Genomic DNA, 18,463 nt, shown 5'->3' with positions numbered 1-18,463 from the left:
TCGGTATGCCAATAGCCGGCCGTTAAGGAAACCCCATGACACTTGGTACGAAAATCGCGTGGGACGATACCGTCCTGCCCTTCCAGCTTGATGCATCCGACATGCGCGGCCGTGTGGCGCGGCTGGACGGCGTGCTGGATGGCATCCTGAAACAACACAACTATCCGCAACCGGTAGAGGCCCTGGTGGCCGAGATGGCGCTGTTGACTGCGCTGATCGGCCAGACCATGAGCCTGCGCTGGAAACTGTCGCTTCAGGTCCAGTCCAAGGGTGCGGTGCGGATGATCGCGACTGATTACTACGCCCCGGAAAAGGAAGGCGAGCCTGCCCGTATTCGGGCCTATGCCAGTTTTGACCCCGAGCGCATAACCGATGGCGCGCCGTTTGAGCAGGTGGGCGAGGGCTATTTCGCAATCCTGATTGATCAGGGCGAGGGTACGCAGCCTTACCAGGGGATCACGCCGCTGGCCGAGACCTCGTTGTCACAATGTGCCGAAGCCTATTTTGCGCAGTCCGAACAGCTGCCGACGCGGTTCTCCCTCAGTTTTGGCAAATCTTCCGAACCGGGAAAACCCGAGCACTGGCGCGCGGGCGGCATCATGTTGCAGCATATGCCAAAGGCCTCGCCCTTTGCGGCGCAGGGCGAGGGGACCGGTGAGGTGCTGACCGCCGCGGATCTTGTCTCTGGCGAGGAAGAAGAGAACTGGAACCGCGTCAATATCCTGCTCGAAACGGTCGAGGACCTGGAACTGATCGGGCCGTCGGTGTCGCCAAGCGAGTTGCTTTTGCGTCTGTTCCACGAGGAACGCCCCCGGGTGTATGATGCGCAATCCGTGCGGTTTGGCTGTACCTGTTCGGAGAACCGTGTGCGGCAAAGCCTGTCGATCTACTCGGCCCGGGACATCGAAACGATGACCACCGAAGAGGGCCGGGTGACGGCGGATTGTCAGTTCTGCGGGGCGCATTACGATCTCGATCCCGCCACGCTTGGTTTTGATGCCACGAAGGAGTGAACCCCGTGTCAGCGCTTGCGGAGAAGATTGCCGAGGCGCTGGCCCGCGCACAGACGGCGACGTCTGATTTCGACCTCAATCCGGATACCGTCCTGCCGGAGGGCCGCAGGTTGCGCCCGGCCGGCGTGCTGGTCGGGATCGAAACATATGGCGCCGAGCCGCAGGTCCTCCTGACGAAACGGTCATCGGCGCTGAAACATCACCCCGGCCAGATCGCGTTTCCCGGTGGCAAGGTTGATGCCGGTGATCGGGATGTCACGGATGCCGCGCTGCGCGAAGCCGAGGAGGAGGTCGCACTCCCACGGGCTTTGCCGCGGGTCCTCGGACATCTTCCGTGTCATGAAACCGTGACCGGGTTTCAGGTCACACCTGTGATCGCCCTGATCGAGCGGCCCTTTGACGCGCGTGCCGAAGCGGGCGAGGTCGCCGAGATCTTTCGCGCGCCGCTTGCACATGTGCTTGATGTGGAACGCTATCAGGTACAATCGCGCCGGTGGCGCGGCACGCGGCGGCATTATTTTACAGCGCCCTTCGGCCCCTATTACATCTGGGGGGCAACTGCGCGCATGTTGCGAGGCTTTGCGACGATGATGGACCTGCAATGAAGATCGATGAGCCCTGGCTGCATACGCCCTCCACCCGCGCGGTCTGCGCGGCGCTGACTGATGCGGGGGCAGAGATCTACTTTGTCGGGGGCTGCGTGCGCAATGCGCTGCTGCGTGAACCGACCTCGGACCTGGATCTATCCACCAATGTCGCGCCATCGCGTGTGATGCGGATCGCGGCCGACGCCGGCCTCAAAGCGATCCCGACCGGAATCGATCATGGGACGGTGACGGTCGTGGCCGAAGGTGTCCCGCATGAGGTCACCACGTTCCGCAAGGATGTGGCGACCGATGGGCGTCGGGCCGTTGTGGCCTTTGCGACCGATATGGCCGAGGATGCGCGACGGCGTGATTTTACCATGAACGCGCTTTATGCGCGCCCGGATGGCGAGATTGTCGATCCGCTGGGCGGTCTGGATGACCTGTATGCGCGCAGGGTGCGGTTTATCGGCGAGGCCCGCCAGCGTATTCGCGAGGATTATCTGCGCATCCTGCGCTACTTTCGGTTTCACAGCTGGTATGGCGACGCGGACGAGGGGTTTGATCCCGAGGCGCTGGGCGCCATCGCCGAGACGCAAGACGGACTTGCGGAGCTGTCGCGTGAGCGGGTCGGAGCCGAGATGATGAAGCTGCTGGCTGCGGTCAATCCCGCGCCCTCGGTTGCGACCATGCGTCAGATCGGCGTGTTGGCGCAGATCCTGCCCGGTGCCGATGATCGTGCCCTCGCGCCCCTGATCCATCTGGAGGTCGGTTTGCCGGTCGAGGCGGAACTCCGCCTTGCAGCGCTGGGCGGTGATCAGCCACGGGACGCCCTGCGCCTGAGCAAGGCTTCGGCGACGCGCGTTGCGCTCCTGCGCGAGTTGGCAACGGACGGCACAAGCGCGGCAGAGCTTGCGTACCGACATGATGCGCAGATCGCGAAGCGTGCCATGCTGTTGCGCGCCGCGCTGCTGGAAACGACTGTTTCGCCCACATTAGACACTGATATTGACCGGGGTGCCACCGCGTCCTTTCCGATCAGCGCGCAGGATTTGATGCCGGTCGTGCAGGGGGCCGCCCTGGGCCGTGCGCTCAGGACGCTTGAGGCGGAGTGGATCGCAAGCGGTTTTGAATCCGACAGAGAGACGCTCCTGCAGCGCCTGCCCGATCTGAGCTGACCCGGGTGTCAGGAAATCTTCATGACCCCGGGGGCGTGACAAAGCCGTTTTCTCGCGCTACCCATAAAGCGTGAAACGGAACTGGCCGGAGGAATGCTGATGCATTACGGGATCTGGAACGACGATTGACATCCGAGTCCCGCCCGTAGGGTAGGTCGGGGGCCTCGGTCACCGCCTTTTGCCATGCGCATCGCATTTTCTCTTAATTCTTTGCTCGAATTGACGGAGCAACACCATGTTTCGATTCTTTGAAAACCTCATAAACCCCTATTGCGACTATCCGGAAACGGACACTCCGCCGACCCGGCTCTGGCCGTTCATGCGGGACTACGCGCGGCCGTTTAAATCCGTGTTCTGGGCTGCTGGTCTGATGTCGATCGTTGTTGCCGCCATCGAAATCGGTCTGATTTCATACATGGGGCGGGTGGTCGATCTTCTTGCCGGGTCTCCCGAAGATGTTTGGGCCCGTCATGGCACCGAACTGATCCTGGTGGCACTGTTCATTCTGCTGGTGCGTCCGGCGCTTCAGCTGGTTGATGTGCTGCTCCTGAACAACACCATCCTGCCCAACTTTGGCACCCTGATCCGCTGGCGGGCGCACAAGCACGTGCTGCGCCAATCCGTTGGCTGGTTCGAGAATGACTTTGCCGGGCGTATCGCCAACCGGATCATGCAGACCCCACCGGCGGCCGGAGAAGTGGTGTTTCAGGTTTTTGACGCCATTACCTTTGCCCTTGCGTATCTCGTGGGGGCGGCGCTGTTGCTGTGGGGCGCAGATCCCAGGTTGCTGTTGCCGCTGGTGATCTGGTTTGTTCTTTATGGGGCGCTGATCCGCTGGACGGTAAAGCGGGTTGGCCCCGCAAGCCAGGCGGCCTCTGATGCCCGCTCGACCGTGACCGGGCGCGTCGTGGACAGCTATTCCAATATCCACTCGGTCAAGATGTTTGCCCATCATGATCGCGAACTGGACTATGCCCGCGACGCCATCGAGAAAACCCGCACCACCTTTCAGGCCGAAATGCGGATCTTCACGATCATGGACGGTGCCCTGGTGATGCTGAATGGCCTGCTGATCGTCGGCGTTGTGGGCTGGGGGATTGCCCTCTGGATGCAGGGGCTAGCCTCTGTCGGGGTTGTTGCTGCTGCAACGGCGCTGACCCTGCGGCTGAATTCGATGACCGGCTGGATCATGTGGGCGCTGACCAGTTTCTTCCGTCAGCTCGGTGTGGTGTCCGAAGGGATGGAAACCATCGCGCAGCCGATCGAGCTGGTCGATGCCAAAGGGGCCACACCGCTGCAGCTGACAAAGGGCGAGATCACCTTTGATGGGCTGTCGCATCACTATGGACGTGGTGCCGGAGGGCTTGACCAGCTGGATCTGACGATCAAGCCGGGCGAAAAGGTCGGCCTGGTTGGACGTTCGGGTGCCGGGAAGTCGACATTGGTCAAGCTGCTGTTGCGGTTCTACGATATCGAAAGCGGGCGTATCCTGATCGATGGTCAGGACATCTCCACCGTGACGCAGGACAGTCTGCGCCAGAACATCGGTATGGTGCAGCAGGACAGCTCGTTGCTGCACAGATCGGTGCGGGATAACCTGCTCTATGGTCGGCCGGACGCCAGCGAACAGGAGATGATCGCCGCTGCGCGCAAGGCCCATGCCCATGATTTCATTCTCGATCTCGAAGACCCGCAGGGCCGCACCGGCTATGATGCCCATGTCGGTGAGCGCGGAGTGAAGCTCTCTGGCGGTCAGCGGCAGCGGGTGACGCTGGCACGGGTGATCCTGAAGAATGCCCCGATTCTGTTGCTGGATGAAGCCACCTCGGCGCTGGACTCCGAGGTCGAGGCCGCGATTCAGGAAACGCTCTACGGCATGATGGAGGGAAAAACGGTGATCGCCATTGCGCACCGCCTGTCCACCATTGCGCAGATGGACCGGATTCTGGTTCTGGATCAGGGAAAAATTGTCGAAGCGGGCACGCACGAGGCGCTTTTGGCGGCGAATGGCCTATATGCACAATTCTGGGCGCGCCAGTCCGGAGGATTCCTGAACATAGAGGCAGCAGAATGAAGCTTGGAAATCTGATCGACGCCTTCCAACCGGCTGATGGTCCACCGCCGCAGACGTTGCGCGCGTTTATGCGCTGGTGCCTGTCGGGGGCCTGGCCGATGCTGCTGGTTGCCGCGGTCTGCTCGGCGTTGGCGGGCGGAATGGAGGCAGGGACGGCGTATATCCTCGGTCTGGTGATCGATACTGCCATTGCCAGCGGCCCGGAGGGGTTCTTTGCCACCAATACGGTGGTCATCGTGGCGGCGCTGGCCTTCTTCATCCTGGTCCGCCCGTTGCTGTTCGGCCTTTCGGCGGCGTCGAACGGGATCATCGTGCAACCCAATGTCAGCCCGCTCGTTTTATCCCGCCTCAATCGCTGGACGCTGGGGCAATCGGTGCGGTTCTTCGATGATGACTTCGCAGGCCGCATCGCCCAAAAGCAGATGCAGACGGCAACCGCGGTCACCACGGTGGTCGTCGAGATCATCAATGTTGTTGCCTTTGCGCTGGCGTCGCTTGCGGGGGCATTGATATTGCTGGGGGCCGTCGATCTGCGCATCACGCTGCTGTTTCTGATCTGGCTGGCGGCCTATTTTGCGATGATCCGCTGGTTCCTGCCGCGGATTCGCCAACGCTCCGCCGGTCGCGCAGGCGCGCGGGCTAATGTCACCGGCCAGGTTGTGGATACGATTACCAACATCAAGACTGTTCAGCTGTTTGCGCATGCCGACCATGAGGAGCGCGGCGCTCAGGATGCGATGGTGACCTTTCGCGACAAGGCGCTGGAGTTCGGATATCTTTCCGCGTCCTTCCGGTTCTGCCTGATGACGCTGGCCGGCGTGTTGCCAGTGTTGCTGATCGGGGCGACGCTCTGGTTGTGGCAGGGGGGCGGGGCCAGCGAGGGCGACATCGTTGCTGCCGGTGCGGTGTCGATCCGGATTGCGCAAATGACCGGATGGGTTAGTTTCACCCTGATGGGGATCTATTCCAACATTGGCGAGATCGAAAACGGGATGAAGACGCTGGCGCGACCGGACCGGATCGAAGATGCCGCCGACGCCAAGGACCTGATGGTGCGCGATGGAGCGATCACCTTCGATGATCTGCGGTTCACCTATGGGCGCGACATCGGCGGGATCGCCGATTTGTCCCTGACCATCAAGCCGGGCGAAAAGCTCGGCATTGTGGGCGCATCGGGGGCGGGAAAATCCACCCTGGTTTCGTTGCTCCTGCGCCTCTATGAGCCGGAACAGGGCCGTATCCTGATCGACGATGTGGATATTTCCTCGGTCAGTCAGAACTCGTTGCGCAGCCAGATCGGGATGGTCACCCAGGAAACGGCGATGTTCAACCGCTCGGCGATGGAGAACATCCTCTATGGTCGGCCCGACGCCAGCAAACAGGAGGTGATCGCCGCCGCCAAGGCCGCGGAGGCGCATGACTTCATCACGGAGTTGCAGGACGGTCAGGGTCGGGAAGGCTACGAGGCCTTTCTTGGCGAACGCGGGGTCAAGCTGTCGGGGGGGCAGCGGCAACGCATCGCGCTGGCCCGCGCCATTCTCAAGGATGCGCCGATCCTGGTGTTGGACGAGGCGACATCGGCGCTCGATTCCGAGGTTGAGGCCGCGATCCAGTCGGCTCTGACCCGGGTCATGGAAGGCAAGACCGTGCTGGCGATCGCGCACCGCTTGTCGACCCTGGCGGAGATGGACCGGATCATCGTCGTCGATGCAGGACGCATTGTCGAACAGGGCAGCCATGAAAGCCTGCTGGCGCAAGACGGGCTTTATGCGCAGTTCTGGAGCCGGCAATCCGGCGGGTTCATTCGCACCGAGGAGGAGTCGGCGGCGGCGGCCCAATAGGCCCCCGGGGTGCGTTTCAGTCTTTTGCCCAAGCGCACTCCGCGCTAAGGCAGGGGGCATGACAGACGCAGCCAGAACCAGAGCCACGATCACACGTTTGGGACACCAGGGAGATGGAATCGCCCCGGGTCCCCTTTACGCGCCACGCATCCTGCCGGGAGAAATCGTGTCCGGCCGGGTGGAGGGGCAAGTGCTTTCGGATATCCGGATCGAAACCCCCTCGGAGCACCGCGTACAAGCGCCCTGTCGCCACTACAAATCCTGTGGCGGCTGCCAGCTGCAACACGCAAGCGACGGGTTTGTCGCCGACTGGAAGACGGATGTTGTCCGTCAGGCCCTGAAAACACGCGGGTTAGAGACGCATTTTCGCCCGATCAAGACGTCGCCCCCCCGGTCCCGCCGCCGCGCGGTGCTCTCGGTCAAGCGCACAAAGAAAGGGGCGATGGCGGGGTTCCATGGCCGCGCGTCCGACATCATCACTGAAATCCCGGAGTGCCAGCTGCTGGCGCCGGAGTTGTTGTCCGCGCTGCCTATGGCCGAGGAGCTCGCGGTGATCGGGGCAAGCCGCAAGGCGCCGCTGTCTGTGACATTGACCAGTTCCGATGCCGGTCTCGATGTTCTGGTGCGCAATGGCAAGCTCTTGGATGGCACATTGCGGATAGAGCTGGCGCAGGCGATTGAGCGCTATCGGCTGGCCCGGCTGACGTGGGATGACGAACCTGTCGGCATGGAGCAGCCGCCGGTGCAGAGCTTTGGACCCGCCCGTGTCTGCCCGCCGCCCGGTGCCTTCTTGCAGGCGACACCGCAGGGAGAGGCCGCGCTTGTCGAGGCCGTGCAGGACATCGTCGGAGACGCCCGCCGGCTGGTCGATCTCTTTGCCGGCTGCGGAACCTTTTCCCTGCCCTTGGCCCGTGCGGCGGAGGTGCATGCCGTCGAGGGCGAAGGCGATATGCTGAGCGCGCTGGAGCTGGGCTGGCGCAAGGCGAAGGGGCTGAAGAAAGTCACCACCGAAACCCGCGATCTGTTCCGCAACCCGATGTTGCCCGAAGACCTGAAACCGTTTGGTGCCGAGTTCGACGCAGTCGTGATCGATCCTCCGCGCGCTGGTGCAGAGGCGCAGGTGATGGAGCTGGCGCAGGCCCGCATTCCGACCATCGCCTATGTGTCGTGCAATCCGATCACCTTTGCCCGGGATGCGGAACGGCTTGTTAACGCGGGCTATACGCTGAATTGGGTACAGGTCGTTGACCAGTTCCGCTGGTCATCGCATACGGAGCTTGCAGCAAGTCTGACCCTATCGTGAAACCTGCCCCGAGGAGTGCCCGATGATCGACCGCCTGACCGCCGTGCTGGAGAGCGACAGCTTTAGCCGGTTTATCACCGCTGTGATTCTGGTGAATGCGGTGACACTGGGCATGGAAACCTCAGATGTCATCATGGCGCATGCGGGCGGTATCGTTCACCTCGTGGACAAGCTGTGCCTGTTGATCTTTGTGCTGGAAATCGCGGCAAAGCTCATTGTGCGGCGCTTGCGGTTCTTTCTCAGTGGCTGGAACATCTTTGATTTTCTGATCGTGGGCATCGCGCTGGTCCCCGGGGCACAGGGGTTCTCCGTGCTGCGGGCCTTGCGGATCTTGCGGGTGTTGCGGGTCATTTCCGTGGCACCGCGGCTGCGGCGGGTTGTAGAAGGGTTCATCACCGCGCTGCCCGGCATGGGCTCGGTCTTTCTGTTGATGGCGATCATCTTCTACATCGGGTCGGTGATGGCGACGAAACTGTTTGGCCACAGTTTTCCGGAGTGGTTTGGCACCCTTGGGCTGTCGGCCTATTCGTTGTTCCAGATCATGACATTGGAAAGCTGGTCGATGGGCATCGTGCGCCCGGTGATGGAGGTCTACCCCCATGCCTGGGCCTTCTTCGTGCCATTTATCATGGTGACGACCTTTGCGGTGGTGAACCTGCTGGTCGGCCTGATCGTGAATTCGATGCAGGATGCCCATTCGGAGGAAGAGGGCGAACGCACCGATGCCTATCGGGACCAGGTGATTTCCCGGCTGGAGGCGATCGAAAATCGCATTTCGCAGCTCCAGGACCGTTCGACGCAAAAGTGATTAGGATTTGTTAACCAAGTTTGATGTAGTGCTAATCAAAGAGCACAAAGCCTAGAAGAGCGGACAGAGCACAACAATGCACAGGCGAACATTTGGAGCAGGCGTTCTGGCTGCTCTCGGGACAGCGGGGTGTTCCAGCGGCCCCCATATTTCGCGCTACAACGGACCACCCGTGACGTCCGTCGTGGTCAACAAGGGCGCGCGAAAACTCTACCTGCTGAATGACAGCAATGTCTTGCGTGAATACCGCGTCGGTTTGGGGTTTGCCCCCATCGGGCACAAGCAGATCGAAGGCGATGGACGCACACCGGAAGGCAGCTATCTGATTGACCGGCGCAACCCGCGCAGCCAGTTCCACCTGTCCCTCGGGATCTCCTATCCCAACACCGCAGATCGGGCCTATGCGCGCGCGATCGGCGCAAGCCCGGGCGGCGACATCTTCATTCACGGTGAACCCAACGACAGGTCGGACCGGCGTCGGGCCTCCAGGGTTCAGGATTGGACCGCTGGCTGCATCGCTGTGCGCAACGATGAGATCGAGGAAATCTGGGCAATGGTCAACAACGGCACGCTGATCACGCTCAGAGCCTAGCTCGGCCCGGCGTAGGTAAGACGAGACATTAAAAAAAGGCCGCTCATGTCACGAGCGGCCTTTTTGTATCAGAGGTCGTCGGGATCAGCGTCAGTTGGCCATCACCAGGGTCCACCAGATCTTGCCATTGGGTTCCTGGAACCAGGAAAACCCCATGTTGGTGGCTTTGGGGTCCATGATAACCGAGCGGGTGCCGCTGTCCTGCATCCAGGCCGCCAGCGTCTGCTGTTCGTTTTCGTAGGTTTCCGAAATCGCCTCGCCCAGCAGGGCGCCGCTGTATCCGACACGCGCGACCCGATCCAATGGCGAGGAGCCATCCGACCCGAAGTGCCAGGGGCGGTTCTGCACCGACATATCGCGGGAATGGGTGGCGGCCGCGGCATTCAACTGCGCGTTCAGCTGCACGGCGGGGCTGCCGGCGGCTTCGCGCAATGCGTTGACGGAATCGAGCATCCGGAACTGAACGCGTTCTTCGTTGCGAATTCTATAGACGCCGGAGCCGGTCGCGGACCCATCATTGCCGGTGGTACAGGCCGCTAGGACAAAACTCGTCAGTGTAGCCATAATCAGGAATACGCGTGTCATTCTAAACCCTAAGTGTTGGATCACAGCGTCCCTTAACGCTCCTGTGACTTATAGGCAAACCCGGCCCGGTCACATTGGCGAGATATGGGGGGATTGAATTGCGACTGAGGCATTCCGGCCATAAACTGTAGCGAAATCCCGCAGATTCATTGCAGAGAAGCATGTCATGACACGCAAACCATTCTTGACCCCGACCCGTCGGCAATTCCTTGCAGGCACGACATCTCTTCTGGCCGCACCCGCGCTGGCGCAGGACCTGAGCGAGGCAGAAGACCCCTCCTATGATCCGCTGCGGCCACCGCCGGAGCCCGAGCCCAATGTCGTGCGCAATATTTCGGCCTTCCGCGCCAAGGACTGGCGGCCCTATTTCGATAACCTGAAGCGGGGCGCCATCCTGGTGGATATCGACAGCCGCGCGTTGCACTACTGGTCCGAGGACCAATCGGTCTACAAACTGTTCCCGTCGTCGGTTCCGCTGAGTGATGACCTGACGCGGCGTGGCCGCACCCGGGTTGTCCGCAAGGTCGAGGGGCCGGGCTGGGCGCCGACGCCCAACATGCGCAAGCGCAACCCCGAATGGCCGGCCTATATCCCGCCGGGACCGGACAATCCGCTGGGCACCCATGCGCTTTACCTGAGCTGGAAGTACTATCGCATCCACGGCACCCACGACACGCGCAAGATCGGCCGCCGCTCCTCCAATGGCTGCATCGGCCTCTACAACGAACATATCGCCCAGCTTTTTGAGTTGGCACGAAACGGCACACAGGTGTTGCTAATTTGACGACAACCGCGTCGGGGCGGGTCAAAGGGATTTAACAAGCAATTGCAATCCGGTGGGTTTACTGCTTAGAAAAAAACCACGAGGTAAGTCTTGAGTGCGCACATCATATGTGTGCTGTGCGCGTATTCTGGAGGTTAACATGAAGAAACTCGTTATCGCTGCCGCTCTGGTCGCTGCTGCATCCGCTGCATCCGCTGGCTCCCTGGCAGAACCGATCGTTGAAGCGCCGGTTATTGTTGAAGAAGCAACCGGTTCTTCTTCCGGCATCCTGCTGCCGCTGCTGCTGCTGGTCATCGTGGCCGCTGCTGCTGCAAGCAACTAATCGTTGCCCTAAAGAACAAGGAAGGCGGCTGGATCTCCAGCCGCCTTTTTTATTGCCTGCTTGGCCCCATGTCGTGCTGCACAAGGGGGCTCAGTCGAGCCAGCCCTTGAGGTTGTTGCGAATGACGCTCGACAGGGCGGAGATATGCGCGTCGCTGTCATTGAGGCAGGGGATATAGGTGAAGTTTTCACCGCCCGCGTGCTCAAAGCTCTCGCAGATCTCCTCGTTGATCTCTTCCAGCGTCTCGATGCAGTCCGCCGAGAAGGCCGGTGCGATCACCGCGATGTTCTTCTTGCCCTGTTTCGCCAGCTCCGCGACATGTTCGACCGTGTAGGGGCGCAGCCATTCCTCGGGCCCAAAGACCGACTGAAACGTGGTTGTGATCTGTGATTCGTCCCATCCGAGGCGCTCGCGCAGCAGCCGCGTCGTCTTTTGACATTGGCAGTGATAGGGATCGCCCTGCATCAGATAGCGCTTGGGCATGCCATGGTAGGAACACACCAGGATGTCCGGCGTCTTTTCCATCTTGGCATAGGCGTCCTCGACCGACTTCGCCAGCGCGTCGATGTATTCGGGGTGATCGAAATAGGGTTCGATCGTGCGCGCCGCTGGCTGCCAGGGCTGATCCATCAGCACGCGGAAGAACTGATCGTTTGCAGTCGCCGACGTGGCGCCAGCGTATTGCGGATAAAGCGGCACAAACAGGATCTTGCGGCACCCGGCGGCGATCATCTCTTCGACCTTCGATTTGGTGGAAGGGTTGCCGTAGCGCATACAGAAATCCACCATCACACGGTCGCCGTAGACCTCTTCCATCGCCTGTGCCATGGCCTTGGTCTGGTCCTTGGTGATCGTCATCAGCGGGCTTTCGCCCTTGTCGTGATTCCAGATCGACTTGTAAGCCTCACCAGAGGCAAAGGGACGCTTGCTGAGGATGATCAGTTGCAACAGTGGCTGCCATTTCCACGACGGATAATCGATCACGCGCTTGTCCGACAGAAACTCGTTCAGGTAGCGACGCATGGGCCAATAGCTGTAGTGATCGGGAGTTCCGAGATTGGCCAGCAGGATGCCGACCTTTTCCGCCTTGACCGGCGGGTGATCCGCGGGCGCATGGTCAGGGCGGGTCGCAGGTGAGGTCGCATCCAGCATGGGCAAGTGTCCTGTGTCTCGGAAAAATAGATGTTGTGTCGATTGTTACGTCGGTACGGTGGGAAAGGCCAATTGGATCATCTCACTGCGACCATTGGCTCAGGTTATCATCACGTCTCGGGCAGTTTGGTTTCCGGCACCTTCAGCGCATCCGCAAGCCGCGCCTTGGCGGAGCCGGGACGCAGGGGCTGCGGTTGACTGTCGGCGGGGGACCAGCCGGTGAGGCATACGAGTTCGAAGGTTGCCGCCAGCGCGCCCTCTGGTGTGACAAAATTCTGGGCATAGATGTGATCGGCAAGCGTGAACACTGCACGACGGGTGGGGCTGCGTAGCCTCTCGGTCAGCGTGTTGGTTTCCCCCATATCGCGCAAATCCCGCATCAGATGTGCAAGGTCGCGGTACTGGACCGTCAAGGGCACAAGATCTGCGACCGGCAGGGCAAACCCCGCCCGTTGCAGCAACCCGCCAAGATCACGGATTTCACCCATGGGCGCGACTCTTGGGGACAGACCGCCGCTGACATATGTCTCTGCCTCCGCAAGGGCACTGCGCAGCTCGTGCAGGGTCTGACCGCCCAGCGTCACGACCAGCAGCAAGCCATCCTCCTTTAGCGCGCGCCGGCACTGGATCAACTGCCCGACCGGGTCATTGGCGCAATGAAGCGCCATCACATGGATCAACAGATCATGCGCCTGCGGGGCCAGATCCAGCACCTCGTCATCCGAGATGATCTTTGCCTCCGGCAGCAGGTCCGCCCAGGGTTCCGCAAAAGGCGCAACAATCGCGGGCTTGGTAAAGACTCTCTTAACCATGCTGAGCCGATCCTCGATCTCGTCTCTGGCCAAGTCGTGCAGGAACATCGCCTCCGGTTTGCGCCGGGCGCGGCGCAGTTTCAGCGCCTCTCGGTCAAAGATCTGGGGATGAGCCATCGGTTCTTTTGTCATGAGGTGTACCTATGACGTTGCGGGCACGGATTCAAACGGCAGTTTCACTGGTCTACCCCGCGCGCTGTCTGAACTGCGGCGGGTTGGTCGAGAGCGATTTTGGCCTGTGCAGCGCCTGTTGGCGTGACACCTCGTTTATTTCCGGGTTGGTCTGCGATTCCTGCGGTGCACCCCTCCCCGGAGAGGCCGACGACCAGATTGTGCAGTGCGACGCCTGTCTGCGGACACCACGGGAATGGAGCCAGGGCCGCGCCGCGCTGCTCTATGGCGGGCAGGGGCGTCGATTGGTGCTGGCACTGAAACACGGCGACCGAACCGATCTGGCGCGGCCTGCCTCCTCATGGATGGCGCGCGCGGCGCCGGACCTTCTGGCGGACAAACCCCTGGTGGTGCCGGTGCCGCTGCATTGGACGCGCCTTCTGCGCCGACGCTACAATCAATCCGCGCTGCTGGCACAGGCTCTTGCGGCGCGCGAAGGCTGCGATTGCTGCCCGGATGCGCTGATGAGGGTCACCAAGACTCCGATGCTCGAGGGCCGCAGCCGGGAAGAGCGGATGATGCTTCTGGACGATGCCATCCGGCCCAACCCGCGTATGACGTCGCGCCTCGATGGGCAGCGGGTGTTGCTTGTGGATGATGTGATGACCAGCGGATCGACGCTGTCTGCCTGCGCGCGGGCCTGTGTCGCAGCGGGTGCCGCGAAGGTCAGCGTCCTTGTTCTCGCACGGGTCACGGCGGCGTGAAATCTCTGGCAATGCTTGATAAAAACACCCACATGCCGCAAAACCCATGAGCAATGCCTACGGAGCCCCCTATGAAACCGGTCGAAATCTACACTTCTCCCCTTTGCGGTTTTTGCCACGCGGCAAAGCGTCTGCTGAATCAAAAGGGTGTGAGCTTTTCCGAAATCGACGTGCTGGCCGATCCTGACCGCAAGGCGGAGATGATCCAGCGCGCAGATGGGGGCCGCACGGTACCGCAGATCTTTATCGGCGAAATCCACGTCGGGGGCTGTGACGAGCTTTATGCGCTGGATCGCGCCGGCAAGCTCGATCCGCTACTGGCGGCCTGAGCAGATGGTGCGGGTTGGCCTTCTTCAGATGTGCTCCTCGGATATGCCCGAGGAGAACCTTGCAACGGCACGCGGCATGATCGCCCGCGCCGTTGCCGAGGGGGCGGAGTTTGTCCTGACGCCTGAGGTCACCAACTGCCTGTCCACCAGCCGCACGCACCAGCGCGCAGTCTTGCACCACGAAGACGATGATCCGACGCTGGCGGGGCTGCGCGAGACTGCCACGCATCACGGGATCTGGCTCTCTATCGGGTCGATCGGTGTGAAAACAACGGATGCGGATGGCCGTTTCGCCAATCGGCAGTTCCTGATTTCACCCACGGGTGAAATCTGTGCGCGTTACGATAAAATCCACATGTTCGATGTGGAGGTCACGCCAGAGGAAACCTATCGCGAATCTGATGGCTACCGGCCCGGAACGCGGGCGGTGGTCGCTGATGCAGGCTTTGCCAAAGTCGGCATGACCATCTGCTATGATGTTCGGTTCCCCGCGTTGCATCGCCGTCTTGCCAAGGGCGGCGCCGAGATCCTGACCGCACCCGCTGCCTTCAGCCATGTGACAGGCGCTGCCCATTGGCACAGCCTGTTGCGGGCGCGGGCGATCGAGACCGGCTGTTTTGTGCTGGCCGCGGCGCAGACCGGGACCCATTCCGCGAGTCGCGGCGCCAGCCGCCAGACCTACGGCCACTCCCTGGTGGTTGCGCCCTGGGGCGAAGTGCTGGCCGATGCGGGCACCGATGTCGGGGTGATCTGCGTTGACCTTGATCTTGAAGCGGTGAAAAAGGCGCGCAAACGCTTACCTTCGCTGAGCCATGACCGGGAGTTTGATGGACCCTGATGGACGAGAACCATTCCCTTGCCATTTCGCTGTTCAGCGAAATCCTGATGGCGGACCAACTGGCCCGTGCCCGGCTTGGGAAAGCCTTGCCCAAGGGGATGGAGCTGTCGCATTTCTCCGTTCTCAATCATCTTGCGCGCGCCGGTCTGGAGCGGTCTCCGGCACAGCTGGCCAAGGCATTTCACGTCACCCGTGGCGCTATGACCAACACCATCAACAAGCTTGAGGTGGCGGGCTATGTGCATGTGCGCCCCGACTGGGATGATGCGCGCCGCAAGATGGTCGCGATCAGCCCGGCCGGCCGCAAGGCACGCGATTCGGCGCTGGCATCGATCATTCCGATGATTTCCGAGGTCGTGACAGAGCTGGGCGGGGACCGGGTACGCGCGGCGCTGCCGATCCTGCGCGAGTTTCGCGGCAAACTGGAAACCGAGGACTGACGCCGAGCCTGATCGGGAGCGGACCCCAAAAAAAGAGCGCCGGGAAATTCCGGCGCTCTTTTCTATTCAGGGGCCGTGAGTGGTGTGAGTGCGTCCCCAAGACTGTCATTCGAGTGTCCATGCAACCGGCGCGGTGTGAACGCCTGTCGCGAACGAATGTCTTTCGAGATTATGCATCCGCGGGTCAAAGCACAATCGCGCGGAAGGATGACCACCTATACCAAAGTATAGCGCACCTCGATTATCAGGCGACGCAACGAGATGGTGATGCGCTGCGCGGACCCCGCGGCGCAAACAAATCACGGTTTTATGCTTGCGGTGACGTAGTTTACGCTGAGGTCACGATCAGAGATCGACCATTTCCAAAGCAGTGGATTAAAGACGAACCCCTTGCGGTCCACAGGCCTCAGGCCGGCCTGTTCCAGCAGGTCGAACAGCTCATCCGGGGTTATGAACTTTGACCACTCATGCGTTCCGCGCGGCAGCCAGCGCATCACCACCTCGGCGCCAAAAATGGCCATGGCGTAGCTCTTGGGGTTGCGATTGATGGTGGAGCAGATCTGCAGGCCACCCGGCTTCAGAAGCTTTTGCGTCGCGGTCAGATAGCTGAGCGGATCGGCGACATGTTCCACCACTTCCATATTGAGCACCACGTCAAAGGTTTCACCAGCCTCGGCCAGGGCTTCGGCGGTGGTGTGGCGATAGTCGATCTCCAGCCCGGATTGTTCGGCATGGATGCGGGCGACGGGCAGGTTGCCTTCGGCGGCATCGGCCCCGACCACGGTGGCCCCAAGACGGGCCATCGGCTCACTCAGCAGGCCGCCTCCGCAGCCGATGTCGAGGACGCGCAGCTCTGAGAACGGTGCCTCAGCAGTCAGGTCGCAATCAAATTCGCCCGCGATCTGGTCTGTGATATAGTCCAGTCGGCAGGGGTTGAGCATATGCAGGGGCTTGAATTTTCCGTTGGGATCCCACCATTCAGCCGCCATCGCTTCGAACTTGGCGATTTCGGAGGGGTCTACCGTGGACTGTTGCGCTTGCATTCCTGTCTCCGTGTGTTTTCTTGTGGGTTCAGTTGTTAGCTAGGTCAGTAATGGACAAATACCCGGATCAAAAGCGCGCAGTGCAGTTTCTCTACCCGCCGATCGAGCCTTTCGATCAGCGGATGCTGGATGTGGGGCAGGGGCACCGGATCTATCTGGAGCAATGTGGCAATCCGGACGGGATTCCGGTGATTGTCTGCCATGGCGGCCCAGGTGGCGGCACCAGCCCGGCAATGCGGCGTTATTTCGATCCGAGCATTTATCGCGTCATCCTGTTTGACCAGCGTGGCTGTGGCCGCTCGCGTCCGCATGCGTCTTGCGAGGACAATACCACCTGGCATCTGGTGGCAGACATGGAGATGATCCGCGAGCTGCTGGACATCGATGCCTGGATGCTGTTCGGCGGCAGCTGGGGCGCGACACTGGCGCTGGTCTATGCGCAGACCCACCCGGAGCGTGTCACGCATCTGATCCTGCGCGGCGTGTTCCTGATGACGCAGGCGGAGCTGAGCTGGTTCTATGGTGGGGGTGCGGGAAAGTTCTGGCCAGAGACCTGGGCAAAGTTCACGGATCTCATCCCCGAGGATGAGCAGAGCGATCTGATCACCGCATACAACAGGCGCTTGTTCTCCGGGGATCGCGAGGAGGAAATCCGGTATGGGCGTGCGTGGTCCGCGTGGGAGAATGCGCTCGCCTCGGTCTATTCGAACGGCGTATCGGGAGAGAGCCCCGGCGATTACGCGCGTGCGTTTGCCCGTCTGGAGAACCACTATTTTTCCAATGCCGGTTTTCTCCATATGGATGGTCAAATCCTCGCCAATATGGGCCGGATCGCCCATATTCCCGGCGTCATCGTCCAGGGGCGTTATGACATGATCTGCCCGCCACAATCGGCGTATAGCATCCACCAGACCTGGCCGAATTCGGATCTGATCATGGTGCGCAACGCCGGTCATGCGCTGTCAGAGCCCGGAATCAGTGCCGCGCTGGTCAAGACGATGGATCAGCTGGGCGAGGATCTGCTGTCATGAAGCGGCTGGATCGACGTGCGCTTTTTGCCACCGGTGCCGCGGCGGCGCTGCTGGCTGCCACGGGGGCGGGGTTGGCGCAACATCCCCAGCGGGGCGGGACGCTGCGTCTGGCGGTGCCGCGCGAAGACGATCTGATGTCCCGCGTTGCGCGTGGCGCGGTGTATAACCAGCTGACCGAAGTTGCCCCAGATGGCGTGTTGCGCGGTGAGCTGGCGACAGGCTGGCGCAGCGATGATGCCGCGCGCCTGTGGTCGCTGGATATTCGCAACGATGTGGCGTTTCATGACGGGCGTTTGCTTTCGGGTGCGGATGTTGTGGCCTCGCTGGAGGCGCATGCGGTGCGGGGTGAGCTGCATCTGGAGGCGCTGGATGACATCTTCCTGTCGCCAGAGGGCGCGGTGGTTCTGTCCTTGCGGGAGGGGAATCCACATCTGCCATATCGGCTGGCGGATACCGGCCTGGTGATTGCGCCCGAGGGCGCGGTTGCGATGCCGCTCGCCAGCAGTGTCGGCAGCGGGCTTTATGAGGTCGAGCGGGCGCGTGAGCAGCATCACTTTCGCGCCGCGCGCCGCGAGCATCATTTCAAGCGCGAGCAGGCCGGATGGTTTGATGCCATCGAACTGATTGTGATTCCGGATTCTGCGGTCCGGGCAGAAGCCTTGCGCGACGGCTTTGTCGACGTTGCGACATTGCCGCTGCCGGATGGGCTGCGCGGTCGCGGCAGCTTTCGCTTTCACCCGTCGGAGGGCGATATGGCGCTGGCTGCCGCGCCGCATGTGATGCTGCCACACCGGGTGTCCTCCCGCGCACCACTGGACGACCACCGCATTGCCGAACGCTGGTGGATGGCGTGAGCGCT

Annotated in this window: 20 protein-coding genes; 16 read left to right on the top strand and 4 right to left on the bottom strand. The window is 61.4% G+C overall.

From position 1 onward, the window contains the following. The first annotated feature begins 35 nt into the window (after positions 1-35). The 8 genes from hslO (at position 36) to ACXAF5_RS00660 (ending at position 9,393) form a co-directional block, all read left to right on the top strand. Complete coding sequence (hslO, locus tag ACXAF5_RS00695) at positions 36-1,013, top strand: Hsp33 family molecular chaperone HslO (RefSeq protein WP_474945176.1); 978 nt, start codon at positions 36-38, stop codon at positions 1,011-1,013. Between the two features lie 5 nt (positions 1,014-1,018). After that, positions 1,019-1,618, top strand: a complete 600-nt coding sequence (locus ACXAF5_RS00690; RefSeq protein ID WP_474945175.1) for a CoA pyrophosphatase — start codon at positions 1,019-1,021, stop codon at positions 1,616-1,618. Next, complete coding sequence (locus ACXAF5_RS00685; RefSeq protein ID WP_474945174.1) at positions 1,615-2,775, top strand: CCA tRNA nucleotidyltransferase; 1,161 nt, start codon at positions 1,615-1,617, stop codon at positions 2,773-2,775. Before ACXAF5_RS00690 ends, ACXAF5_RS00685 begins: the two co-directional genes overlap by 4 nt. Before the next feature lie 235 nt (positions 2,776-3,010). Continuing rightward, complete coding sequence (locus ACXAF5_RS00680) at positions 3,011-4,849, top strand: ABC transporter ATP-binding protein (protein WP_239364396.1); 1,839 nt, start codon at positions 3,011-3,013, stop codon at positions 4,847-4,849. Then, on the top strand, positions 4,846-6,690 hold the full coding sequence (locus tag ACXAF5_RS00675) for an ABC transporter ATP-binding protein (protein WP_474945173.1): 1,845 nt from the start codon (positions 4,846-4,848) through the stop codon (positions 6,688-6,690). The genes ACXAF5_RS00680 and ACXAF5_RS00675 overlap by 4 nt, the downstream gene beginning before the upstream one ends. A 58-nt stretch (positions 6,691-6,748) precedes the next feature. Further along, the gene (locus ACXAF5_RS00670; protein WP_474945172.1) at positions 6,749-7,993 is read left to right on the top strand and encodes a class I SAM-dependent RNA methyltransferase; all 1,245 of its coding nucleotides are present in this window, start codon (positions 6,749-6,751) and stop codon (positions 7,991-7,993) included. A 22-nt stretch (positions 7,994-8,015) separates the two neighbouring features. Next, the gene (locus ACXAF5_RS00665) at positions 8,016-8,801 is read left to right on the top strand and encodes an ion transporter (protein ID WP_474945171.1); all 786 of its coding nucleotides are present in this window, start codon (positions 8,016-8,018) and stop codon (positions 8,799-8,801) included. 76 nt (positions 8,802-8,877) lie between these two features. Further along, positions 8,878-9,393, top strand: coding sequence for a L,D-transpeptidase family protein (locus ACXAF5_RS00660; RefSeq protein ID WP_239364412.1), 516 nt, complete (start codon positions 8,878-8,880; stop codon positions 9,391-9,393). Positions 9,394-9,483: 90 nt separating this feature from the next. Here ACXAF5_RS00660 and dalA read toward each other — a convergent pair whose 3' ends face one another. Next, entirely contained in the window at positions 9,484-9,978 is a 495-nt protein-coding gene (gene dalA, locus ACXAF5_RS00655) for a divisome-associated lipoprotein DalA (protein ID WP_474945170.1), read from the bottom strand. A 166-nt stretch (positions 9,979-10,144) separates the two neighbouring features. On the opposite strand from dalA, the gene ACXAF5_RS00650 reads away from it, so the two are divergent. Together ACXAF5_RS00650 and ACXAF5_RS00645 are read left to right on the top strand one after the other, a co-directional pair. Further along, positions 10,145-10,762 carry a L,D-transpeptidase gene (locus ACXAF5_RS00650; RefSeq protein WP_239322308.1) on the top strand — a complete coding sequence of 206 codons (618 nt, stop codon included), beginning with the start codon at positions 10,145-10,147 and terminating at the stop codon, positions 10,760-10,762. A gap of 139 nt (positions 10,763-10,901) precedes the next feature. Beyond that, positions 10,902-11,084 carry a hypothetical protein gene (locus ACXAF5_RS00645; protein WP_239322309.1) on the top strand — a complete coding sequence of 61 codons (183 nt, stop codon included), beginning with the start codon at positions 10,902-10,904 and terminating at the stop codon, positions 11,082-11,084. A 90-nt stretch (positions 11,085-11,174) separates the two neighbouring features. On the opposite strand, the gene hemH is transcribed toward ACXAF5_RS00645, so the two are convergent. After that, on the bottom strand, positions 11,175-12,236 hold the full coding sequence (gene hemH / locus ACXAF5_RS00640; RefSeq protein ID WP_474945169.1) for a ferrochelatase: 1,062 nt from the start codon (positions 12,234-12,236) through the stop codon (positions 11,175-11,177). Positions 12,237-12,346: 110 nt separating this feature from the next. Next, entirely contained in the window at positions 12,347-13,180 is an 834-nt protein-coding gene (locus tag ACXAF5_RS00635) for a class I SAM-dependent methyltransferase (protein WP_474945168.1), read from the bottom strand. 11 nt (positions 13,181-13,191) lie between these two features. Between ACXAF5_RS00635 and ACXAF5_RS00630 the strand changes: the two genes are divergently transcribed. From ACXAF5_RS00630 to ACXAF5_RS00615, 4 genes are all read left to right on the top strand, one after another. After that, positions 13,192-13,923, top strand: coding sequence for a double zinc ribbon domain-containing protein (locus ACXAF5_RS00630; RefSeq protein WP_474945167.1), 732 nt, complete (start codon positions 13,192-13,194; stop codon positions 13,921-13,923). Between the two features lie 71 nt (positions 13,924-13,994). Beyond that, the gene (gene grxC / locus ACXAF5_RS00625) at positions 13,995-14,252 is read left to right on the top strand and encodes a glutaredoxin 3 (RefSeq protein WP_239322313.1); all 258 of its coding nucleotides are present in this window, start codon (positions 13,995-13,997) and stop codon (positions 14,250-14,252) included. 4 nt (positions 14,253-14,256) lie between these two features. After that, positions 14,257-15,090: a carbon-nitrogen hydrolase family protein gene (locus ACXAF5_RS00620; protein WP_474947780.1), complete on the top strand. Its 834-nt coding sequence runs from the start codon at positions 14,257-14,259 to the stop codon at positions 15,088-15,090. Continuing rightward, positions 15,090-15,530, top strand: a complete 441-nt coding sequence (locus ACXAF5_RS00615) for a MarR family winged helix-turn-helix transcriptional regulator (protein ID WP_239322315.1) — start codon at positions 15,090-15,092, stop codon at positions 15,528-15,530. The genes ACXAF5_RS00620 and ACXAF5_RS00615 overlap by 1 nt, the downstream gene beginning before the upstream one ends. A gap of 299 nt (positions 15,531-15,829) precedes the next feature. Here ACXAF5_RS00615 and ubiG read toward each other — a convergent pair whose 3' ends face one another. Continuing rightward, complete coding sequence (gene ubiG / locus ACXAF5_RS00610; RefSeq protein ID WP_474945166.1) at positions 15,830-16,573, bottom strand: bifunctional 2-polyprenyl-6-hydroxyphenol methylase/3-demethylubiquinol 3-O-methyltransferase UbiG; 744 nt, start codon at positions 16,571-16,573, stop codon at positions 15,830-15,832. Positions 16,574-16,623: 50 nt separating this feature from the next. Here ubiG and pip point away from each other — a divergent pair, with 50 nt between their 5' ends. Beyond that, the gene (gene pip / locus ACXAF5_RS00605; RefSeq protein ID WP_239322317.1) at positions 16,624-17,604 is read left to right on the top strand and encodes a prolyl aminopeptidase; all 981 of its coding nucleotides are present in this window, start codon (positions 16,624-16,626) and stop codon (positions 17,602-17,604) included. After that, positions 17,601-18,458 (top strand): ABC transporter substrate-binding protein, encoded by an 858-nt coding sequence (locus tag ACXAF5_RS00600; RefSeq protein WP_474945165.1) that lies wholly within the window; start codon positions 17,601-17,603, stop codon positions 18,456-18,458. Before pip ends, ACXAF5_RS00600 begins: the two co-directional genes overlap by 4 nt. Positions 18,459-18,463 lie beyond the last annotated feature (5 nt).

The organism is Epibacterium sp. ABV4_022 (genome assembly GCF_056159345.1).
This window is presented reverse-complemented; position numbering and strand designations above follow the sequence as displayed.

Bases quoted from the DNA above. Each gene is read 5' to 3' on its own strand.
- hslO (WP_474945176.1), top strand. From the start codon at position 36: ATGACACTTGGTACGAAAATCGCGTGGGACGATACCGTCCTGCCCTTC.
- ACXAF5_RS00685 (WP_474945174.1), top strand. From the start codon at position 1,615: ATGAAGATCGATGAGCCCTGGCTGCATACGCCCTCCACCCGCGCGGTC.
- ACXAF5_RS00680 (WP_239364396.1), top strand. From the start codon at position 3,011: ATGTTTCGATTCTTTGAAAACCTCATAAACCCCTATTGCGACTATCCG.
- ACXAF5_RS00675 (WP_474945173.1), top strand. From the start codon at position 4,846: ATGAAGCTTGGAAATCTGATCGACGCCTTCCAACCGGCTGATGGTCCA.
- ACXAF5_RS00670 (WP_474945172.1), top strand. From the start codon at position 6,749: ATGACAGACGCAGCCAGAACCAGAGCCACGATCACACGTTTGGGACAC.
- ACXAF5_RS00665 (WP_474945171.1), top strand. From the start codon at position 8,016: ATGATCGACCGCCTGACCGCCGTGCTGGAGAGCGACAGCTTTAGCCGG.
- ACXAF5_RS00660 (WP_239364412.1), top strand. From the start codon at position 8,878: ATGCACAGGCGAACATTTGGAGCAGGCGTTCTGGCTGCTCTCGGGACA.
- dalA (WP_474945170.1), bottom strand. From the start codon at position 9,978: ATGACACGCGTATTCCTGATTATGGCTACACTGACGAGTTTTGTCCTA.
- ACXAF5_RS00650 (WP_239322308.1), top strand. From the start codon at position 10,145: ATGACACGCAAACCATTCTTGACCCCGACCCGTCGGCAATTCCTTGCA.
- ACXAF5_RS00645 (WP_239322309.1), top strand. From the start codon at position 10,902: ATGAAGAAACTCGTTATCGCTGCCGCTCTGGTCGCTGCTGCATCCGCT.
- hemH (WP_474945169.1), bottom strand. From the start codon at position 12,236: ATGCTGGATGCGACCTCACCTGCGACCCGCCCTGACCATGCGCCCGCG.
- ACXAF5_RS00635 (WP_474945168.1), bottom strand. From the start codon at position 13,180: ATGACAAAAGAACCGATGGCTCATCCCCAGATCTTTGACCGAGAGGCG.
- ACXAF5_RS00630 (WP_474945167.1), top strand. From the start codon at position 13,192: ATGACGTTGCGGGCACGGATTCAAACGGCAGTTTCACTGGTCTACCCC.
- grxC (WP_239322313.1), top strand. From the start codon at position 13,995: ATGAAACCGGTCGAAATCTACACTTCTCCCCTTTGCGGTTTTTGCCAC.
- ACXAF5_RS00620 (WP_474947780.1), top strand. From the start codon at position 14,257: ATGGTGCGGGTTGGCCTTCTTCAGATGTGCTCCTCGGATATGCCCGAG.
- ACXAF5_RS00615 (WP_239322315.1), top strand. From the start codon at position 15,090: ATGGACGAGAACCATTCCCTTGCCATTTCGCTGTTCAGCGAAATCCTG.
- ubiG (WP_474945166.1), bottom strand. From the start codon at position 16,573: ATGCAAGCGCAACAGTCCACGGTAGACCCCTCCGAAATCGCCAAGTTC.
- pip (WP_239322317.1), top strand. From the start codon at position 16,624: ATGGACAAATACCCGGATCAAAAGCGCGCAGTGCAGTTTCTCTACCCG.
- ACXAF5_RS00600 (WP_474945165.1), top strand. From the start codon at position 17,601: ATGAAGCGGCTGGATCGACGTGCGCTTTTTGCCACCGGTGCCGCGGCG.